This is a genomic window from Rhodococcus sp. EPR-157, assembly GCF_001647195.1.
GTDB lineage: Bacteria > Actinomycetota > Actinomycetes > Mycobacteriales > Mycobacteriaceae > Rhodococcoides.
The window spans coordinates 1-6,219 of record NZ_LVCV01000331.1 but is presented as its reverse complement, the minus strand read 5'-3'; the positions used below and the strand labels follow the sequence as shown (position 1 = coordinate 6,219).

Annotated in this window: 6 protein-coding genes; 2 read left to right on the top strand and 4 right to left on the bottom strand. The window is 63.1% G+C overall.

Features of this window, described 5'->3' with window-relative positions:
• Both A2J03_RS15325 and mqo read right to left on the bottom strand, forming a co-directional pair.
• Nucleotides 1-217: GNAT family N-acetyltransferase (locus tag A2J03_RS15325; RefSeq protein WP_442971360.1), on the bottom strand; the 217-nt coding region annotated here is incomplete at its 3' end.
• Between the two features lie 12 nt (nucleotides 218-229).
• Nucleotides 230-1,765, bottom strand: a complete 1,536-nt coding sequence (mqo, locus tag A2J03_RS15320) for a malate dehydrogenase (quinone) (protein WP_082897857.1) — start codon at nucleotides 1,763-1,765, stop codon at nucleotides 230-232.
• Nucleotides 1,766-1,924: 159 nt separating this feature from the next.
• On the opposite strand from mqo, the gene A2J03_RS15315 reads away from it, so the two are divergent.
• Nucleotides 1,925-2,962: an alpha/beta hydrolase gene (locus A2J03_RS15315; protein WP_068375549.1), complete on the top strand. Its 1,038-nt coding sequence runs from the start codon at nucleotides 1,925-1,927 to the stop codon at nucleotides 2,960-2,962.
• Nucleotides 2,959-4,368 carry a mycothione reductase gene (mtr, locus tag A2J03_RS15310; RefSeq protein ID WP_068375546.1) on the top strand — a complete coding sequence of 470 codons (1,410 nt, stop codon included), beginning with the start codon at nucleotides 2,959-2,961 and terminating at the stop codon, nucleotides 4,366-4,368. Before A2J03_RS15315 ends, mtr begins: the two co-directional genes overlap by 4 nt.
• Nucleotides 4,369-4,384: 16 nt before the next feature.
• Here the strand turns inward: mtr and A2J03_RS15305 are convergent, their stop codons facing one another.
• Both A2J03_RS15305 and A2J03_RS15300 read right to left on the bottom strand, forming a co-directional pair.
• Nucleotides 4,385-4,921, bottom strand: coding sequence for a hypothetical protein (locus A2J03_RS15305; RefSeq protein ID WP_068375544.1), 537 nt, complete (start codon nucleotides 4,919-4,921; stop codon nucleotides 4,385-4,387).
• Nucleotides 4,922-4,932: 11 nt separating this feature from the next.
• The coding region (locus A2J03_RS15300) for a cobyric acid synthase (protein ID WP_068375541.1) at nucleotides 4,933-6,219 on the bottom strand (1,287 nt) is incomplete at its 5' end.

Here is a 6,219-nt window from a genome sequence, read left to right as displayed (position 1 = left end):
GCTCTTCCAACAGACGCAAGGTGCATACGACCTCACCGTCGCGTTCGAGCCAGAAGTGCCGTGTTTCGGTCAGTAGATCGCGGCCGTCGAGCTCAGGGTAGGCGCACGCCTGCTCGACGACGAAGACCTCGACACGCAGCTTCAACAGGTCGTACAAGGTGTTGTTGGACAGGTCCAAGGCCCAGGATCGCTTGAGGGCGGCAGCTTGCGTAGTCATCAGCTGTTGCTATCACACGCCGCTGGGCTGTGCGAATCGGGAGGTCTGTTCGAGCTCCAGTCTCTGCGAGGTCCAGTCGAAGATTTCGCGGAACAGCGACCGATCCTCGGCCAGCTTTCGGCCGAGCGACGGAACCATCTGCTCGAGTTTGGGCTGCCATCCTGCGTACTTGTCACCGAAGCAACGCTGCAGAACGTCGAGCATTGCCGGCACGGCCGTCGAGGCTCCGGGCGACGCGCCGAGCAGACCCGCGATGGTGCCGTCTGCCGCGTTGACGACTGCCGTCCCGAATTCCAAGACGCCACCACGGCCCTTCTTCCGGATCACCTGCACGCGCTGTCCGGCGGTGACGAGCTCCCAGTCTTTGCCCACCACGTTCGGCGCAAACTCGCGAAGTGTCTCGACACGGTCGGACTCGGACTGCGCGAGCTCACTGACGAGGTACTTGACCAATCCCAACTCGGTGACACCGACGCCGAGCATCGACATCAAGTTTCCGGGCTTGACCGAGCTGGGTAGATCGGTGAGCTTGCCCTGCTTGAGGAACTTGGGTGACCATCCGGCGTACGGCCCGAAGAGCAAGCCGGCCTTGCCTCCGATGACGCGGGTGTCGAGATGGGGAACGGACATCGGAGGGGCGCCGACGGACGCTTTGCCGTACACCTTGGCCGAATGCTGCGAGATGAGATCGGGATTGGTGCACCGCAGCCATTCGCCGCTGACCGGGAAGCCGCCGAAGCCCTTGATCTCTTTGATTCCGGACTTCTGCAGCAGGTGAAGCGCACCGCCGCCTGCGCCGACGAAAACGAACTTGGCGTTGACGGTCTTCTTCGTGCCGGTCCGCAGGTTGGCGATCTTGAGGTTCCACGTGCCGTCGGACTGCTTGGTGATGTTCCTGACGTCGCTGCCGAAGTGGACCGTGCTACCGGAGCCGGAGATGTAGTTCAGCAGCTGACGGGTGAGGGCACCGAAGTCGACGTCGGTTCCCGCATCACTCCAGTTGAGCGCGATCGGGTCCGAGAAGTCTCGCCCCGCGCCCATCAATGGGAGCCGCCTGGTGAACTCGTCCGGACTGTCGATGTACTCCATGCCTTCGAACAACGGGTTGGAGGCAAGTGCGTCGTAGCGGGCGCGCAGGTACTTCGCATTGGACTCGCCGTGCACGAAGCTGACGTGTGGAATTGGGTTGATGAAGTTCTTGGGGTCGCTGAGCACTCCCGACTCGACGCTGTGCGCCCAGAACTGACGTGAGACCTGAAACTGCTCGTTGACGTTGAGCGCCTTGGCAATGTCGACGGACCCGTCTTTGTTCTGCGGGGTGTAGTTCAACTCACACAGCGCGGAGTGTCCGGTACCTGCGTTGTTCCATGCGTCACTGCTCTCGGCAGCCGCGGCATCGAGTCGCTCGTACACGTCGATCGACCATTCGGGCTCCAGCTGCTTCAGCAATGCGCCGAGGGTGGCGCTCATGATCCCGGCGCCGACGAGAACCACGTCGGTCTTCACTTGCTTGACCTGCTCTTCGTTCGACCGCTGTTCATTCGACACTGGAGAATCGACTTCCTTGTCCGTGAGTTCTCTGGCAAATCTGCTTCAGGTGGCGGTTACGTTACCCGCCCGTATGTACCCGTTCCGACACACACGAAAAGCGCTTCCTCGATTGTGCTCCTGATGCGCCGCCGGCAGTGCCCACTACAGTTGTGATCTGTGACTACCTGGGTGCCCGATGTCCTCGGCGACGGCTACGAACAGACCACTATCGACCTGGGCGAAGACCCGGACGGTGAAGGGCAGGTCGAGGCCACCCTCGTCCGGTACCAACCGGTCGAGTCCGTATCGACGGGCCGGGCGGTGATCTACGTGCACGGGTTCACCGACTATTTCTTTCAACAGCACCTGGCCGAGCACTTCGCGGCCGACGGCTTTGCCTTCTACGCACTCGATCTGCGCAAGTGTGGCCGGTCTCTGCGCGAGGGTCAGACTCCGCACTTCGTAACCGATCTGGCGTTCTACGACGAAGAACTGAACCGGGCGCTGGCATTGGTTCGCGAGGCGACGGACGGTTCCGTCGTACTGCTGGCCCACTCCACCGGCGGACTGATTCTGCCCCTGTGGCTGGACCGGCTCAATCGTCGAGAAGGCGGGACAGCCGGCCTCGGCATCGACGGTGTGATTCTGAACAGCCCCTGGTTCGACCTGCAGGGCCCCGCGGCCGTGCGCAGCGTAGGCACGGCCGCGATCGATGTGATCGGCAGGGTCAAGTCCAAGACGGCCGTTCCTGGCCAAGGACTGGACACGTACGGGCTGTCCCTCTCCAAGGACCACCATGGTGAGTGGGAGTACAACCTCGACTGGAAGCCACTGTCGGGTTTCCCGATCACATTCGGGTGGATCCGCGCAATCAGGCACGGCCACGCGAAGTTGCATCGCGGTCTCGACATCGGAATCCCGTCGCTGATTCTGCGCTCGAAGGTCACACATTTCTCGCGCAAGTACAGCTCCGAGATCGATGTCGCCGACGCAGTGCTCGACGTACGGCAGATCGCGCGATGGGCCGGATGTCTGGGTGACCGCACCACGATCGTCCCCATCGAAGGCGCTCGCCACGACGTGTTCCTCTCCCGTGAAGAGGTACGGACACGTGCCTTCGAGGAAGTGGACGAATGGCTCGATTGGCTGTACCGAAGTGCGCACATCGACCATGAGTCGGGCAAGGACCACTCCGAGATCGGAACCATCTCATGAGCCATGACGACACCGACCATTTCGACACTGATCATTTCGATATCGCGATCATCGGCTCCGGTTCGGGCAACTCGATCGCCGACGACCGATTCGCCGACCTGAAGATCGCGCTCCTCGAGGAGCATTCCCCGTTCGGCGGCACGTGCCTCAATGTCGGCTGTATTCCGACGAAGATGTTCGTCTACGCCGCCGAAGTGGCTCGGACGATCCGCGACTCTTCTCGTTATGGTGTCGACTCCACGCTCGACGCTGTGCGGTGGCCCGACATCGTCGATCGCGTGTTCGGTCGCATCGATCCCATCGCAGCAGGCGGAAAGCGCTACCGCGAGAGCGGCAGTCCCAACGTGACACTGTTCTCCGGTCACGCGACGTTCACCGGACCCCGGACGATCGACACCGGCACCGGTCGTGTGATCACAGCAGACCAAGTGGTGGTTGCCGCCGGTTCGCGACCCGTGGTTCCCGAGCAAGTGCGTCGATCGGGCGTGCCGTTCCACACCAACGACGACGTGATGCGCCTTTCCGAGCTACCCGAGCATCTCGTCATCCTCGGATCCGGCTACATAGCAACGGAATTCGCGCACGTATTCGGTGCTCTCGGATCGAGAGTGTCGATCGTGGCGCGCAAGGACACGTTGCTGCGCGGGCTCGATACCGATGTGTCGGCGCGATTCACCGAGATAGCGCAGAAGAACTGGGAAATTCATCTGAACTCGGGCGAATCCGAGGCGGTGTCCAAGGGAGGTCTCGTCGGACTCGAACTACCCGACGGGACCGCGGTACTCGGTGACGCCTTGCTCGTCGCGATCGGCCGCGAGCCGAACGGTGACCGTATCGGCGCCGACGCGGCCGGAATCGAACTCGACGACGAGGGGCGAATCGTCGTCGACGAGTTCGGTCGTACCACTGCCGACGGCGTGTTCGCGATCGGCGACGTGTCCTCGGAGTACCAGCTCAAACACGTCGCGAACCACGAAGCACGGGTCGTCTCGTACAACCTCCTGCAGCATGCGTGGGAGGACACGTCGAGCTTCCGCGCGTTCGACCATCGATTCGTGCCCGCCGCGGTGTTCACTCATCCTCAGATCGCCGCAGTCGGGCTGACCGAGGCCGAGGCGCGCGAAGCCGGATTCGATATCTCCGTGAAGGTTCAGAATTACGGTGACGTCGCCTACGGCTGGGCTATGGAAGACCAGGAAGGCTTCTGCAAGATCGTCGCCGAGAAGGGGACCGGCAGAATTCTGGGCGCGCATGTGATCGGCGCCCAGGCGCCCACCGTGATCCAGCCGCTGATCCAGGCGATGAGTTTCGGTACAACGGTCAGCGAGATGGCGCATGGCCAGTACTGGATCCATCCCGGGCTGCCCGAGGTCGTCGAAAACGCGCTACTCGGGCTCGATATCTGACACTTGCCTACCGGGACTACCAGGGACTGGTGCGCAGCACTATCTCGGTTGCAAGCGCGGCGGGGGCATCCGACGGAATGTTGTCGACCCCATCGAGTTGAACGACGCGGAAGTCCCCGTAGACAAGCCTCCCGCTGCTGTCGGCCCCGGCGCGACGCAGTGAACTACCGATCAGCAACGTCGTCGGCAATTCGACGGGCGGGCAGTCGGCCGCCAGCACCGTACCTGTGTCGTCGGCAATGGCCGGATGCGTCCGATCGCACACCACGAGGCTCGCGAATTTACCGAAGGTCCGTGCTGCCAACCCCCATGCCAACTCGGCACCTTCCCGGTTGCCGACCAAGTGCACCCACGGCAGCGCCACTTCGTTCAGTATCTCGAGCACCGCATCGTGGTCGAGGCCGCTGACATCTTCCACCGCAACAGTTTTCAGGTCCGAGTTGTGCAGCCGCTCGACCACGGCGTCGAACACGTCCGGAGGGTCGCCGACGCCGGGCAGCAGTAACACCGCATGCCGCGAATCCGGTCCGCCGATTCGCAACTTGTAATCCATGGGATACGACGCTACTGCACACCCCGATGCGAGCCAACGCCGTGCTCGATCACGTCGAGTACGGCGTCGACATCGACGTTGTTCTCGACGAGATCGGCCAGCAGATCGAGTTGCTGCTCGCGCATCGCCGCCACGGACACCCCGGGCGCGACAGCGAATCCGTGACGCCCGGAACGGTCCGCGGCCCAACGCAACACGTGCCGTCGGAACCCGTCCGATTCGAGAAGACCGTGCCAATGCGTGCCGAGAACAGAACCGGAAACACTGCCTTCGTCGCGACCGTCGGAGTAACGCAGCAGCGGATCGTCGCCGTTGTGGACCACGCGACCGTGGTGAATCTCGTACCCGGCTACGTCGGCATCGGCAAACCTCGGGGACGAGCCGACCACGCTGTCGAGGACCTTGTCCGGCGCGAATTCGACGACAAGGTCGAGAAGTCCCAGGCCCTCTGCCTCGGCCGAGGCAGACTCGATTCCGTCGGAGATCGAGCGCCCGAACATCTGATAGCCGCCGCAGATCCCGAGCGTGGGACGCCCCTGCCGGGCCCGCTCGACGATCGCGTCCGCAAGCCCGGTGCGCCGAAGCCAGTGCAGGTCCGACAGAGTCGCCTTGCTCCCCGGCACGACCACGAGGTCGGCGTCGGTCAGTCGTGACGGCTCGGTGACCCAGTGCACCGACACGCCCGGCTCACACGCCAGAGCCTCGACGTCGGTGGTGTTCGAGATCCGCGGCAAGCGGATCGCAGCCACCCGCAACCACTGCGACCCGAACGGGCGGGCAGGTCGACCGACCGGCGCATCCGCGACGGTCCCCAACGAGTCCTCGGCATCCATCCACAGATCCTCGGAGTACGGAACGACGCCGAACGTCGGCCTGCCGGTGAGGCTTTCGAGCTGGTCGAGTCCGGGCGCCAACAACGAGAGATCGCCGCGAAACTTGTTGATCACGAACCCTTTGATCAACGCCTGATCCTCCGGGGACAGCACGGCAACCGTCCCGTAGAGATGCGCCAGCACTCCCCCACGATCGATGTCTCCGACTATCAACACCGGTATCGACGCGGCAGTAGCCAGGCCCATGTTGGCAAGATCGGTCGACCGCAAATTGATCTCTGCAGGTGACCCTGCCCCTTCGCAGATCACGACCGAGTAGTCCTCGCGTAGTGAGTGCAACTCCTCCGCGACGACGGCACGCAGCGTATGCCGATGCTCGATGTAGTTCGTCGCAGACACCTGCGCGACCGCACGGCCGCGCACCACCAATTGCGACGTACGGTCGCTTCCCGGCTTCAACAGGAC

Excerpts from the sequence above, each read along its gene's own strand:
- mtr (WP_068375546.1), top strand. The coding sequence starts at position 2,959 with ATGAGCCATGACGACACCGACCATTTCGACACTGATCATTTCGATATC.
- A2J03_RS15305 (WP_068375544.1), bottom strand. The coding sequence starts at position 4,921 with ATGGATTACAAGTTGCGAATCGGCGGACCGGATTCGCGGCATGCGGTG.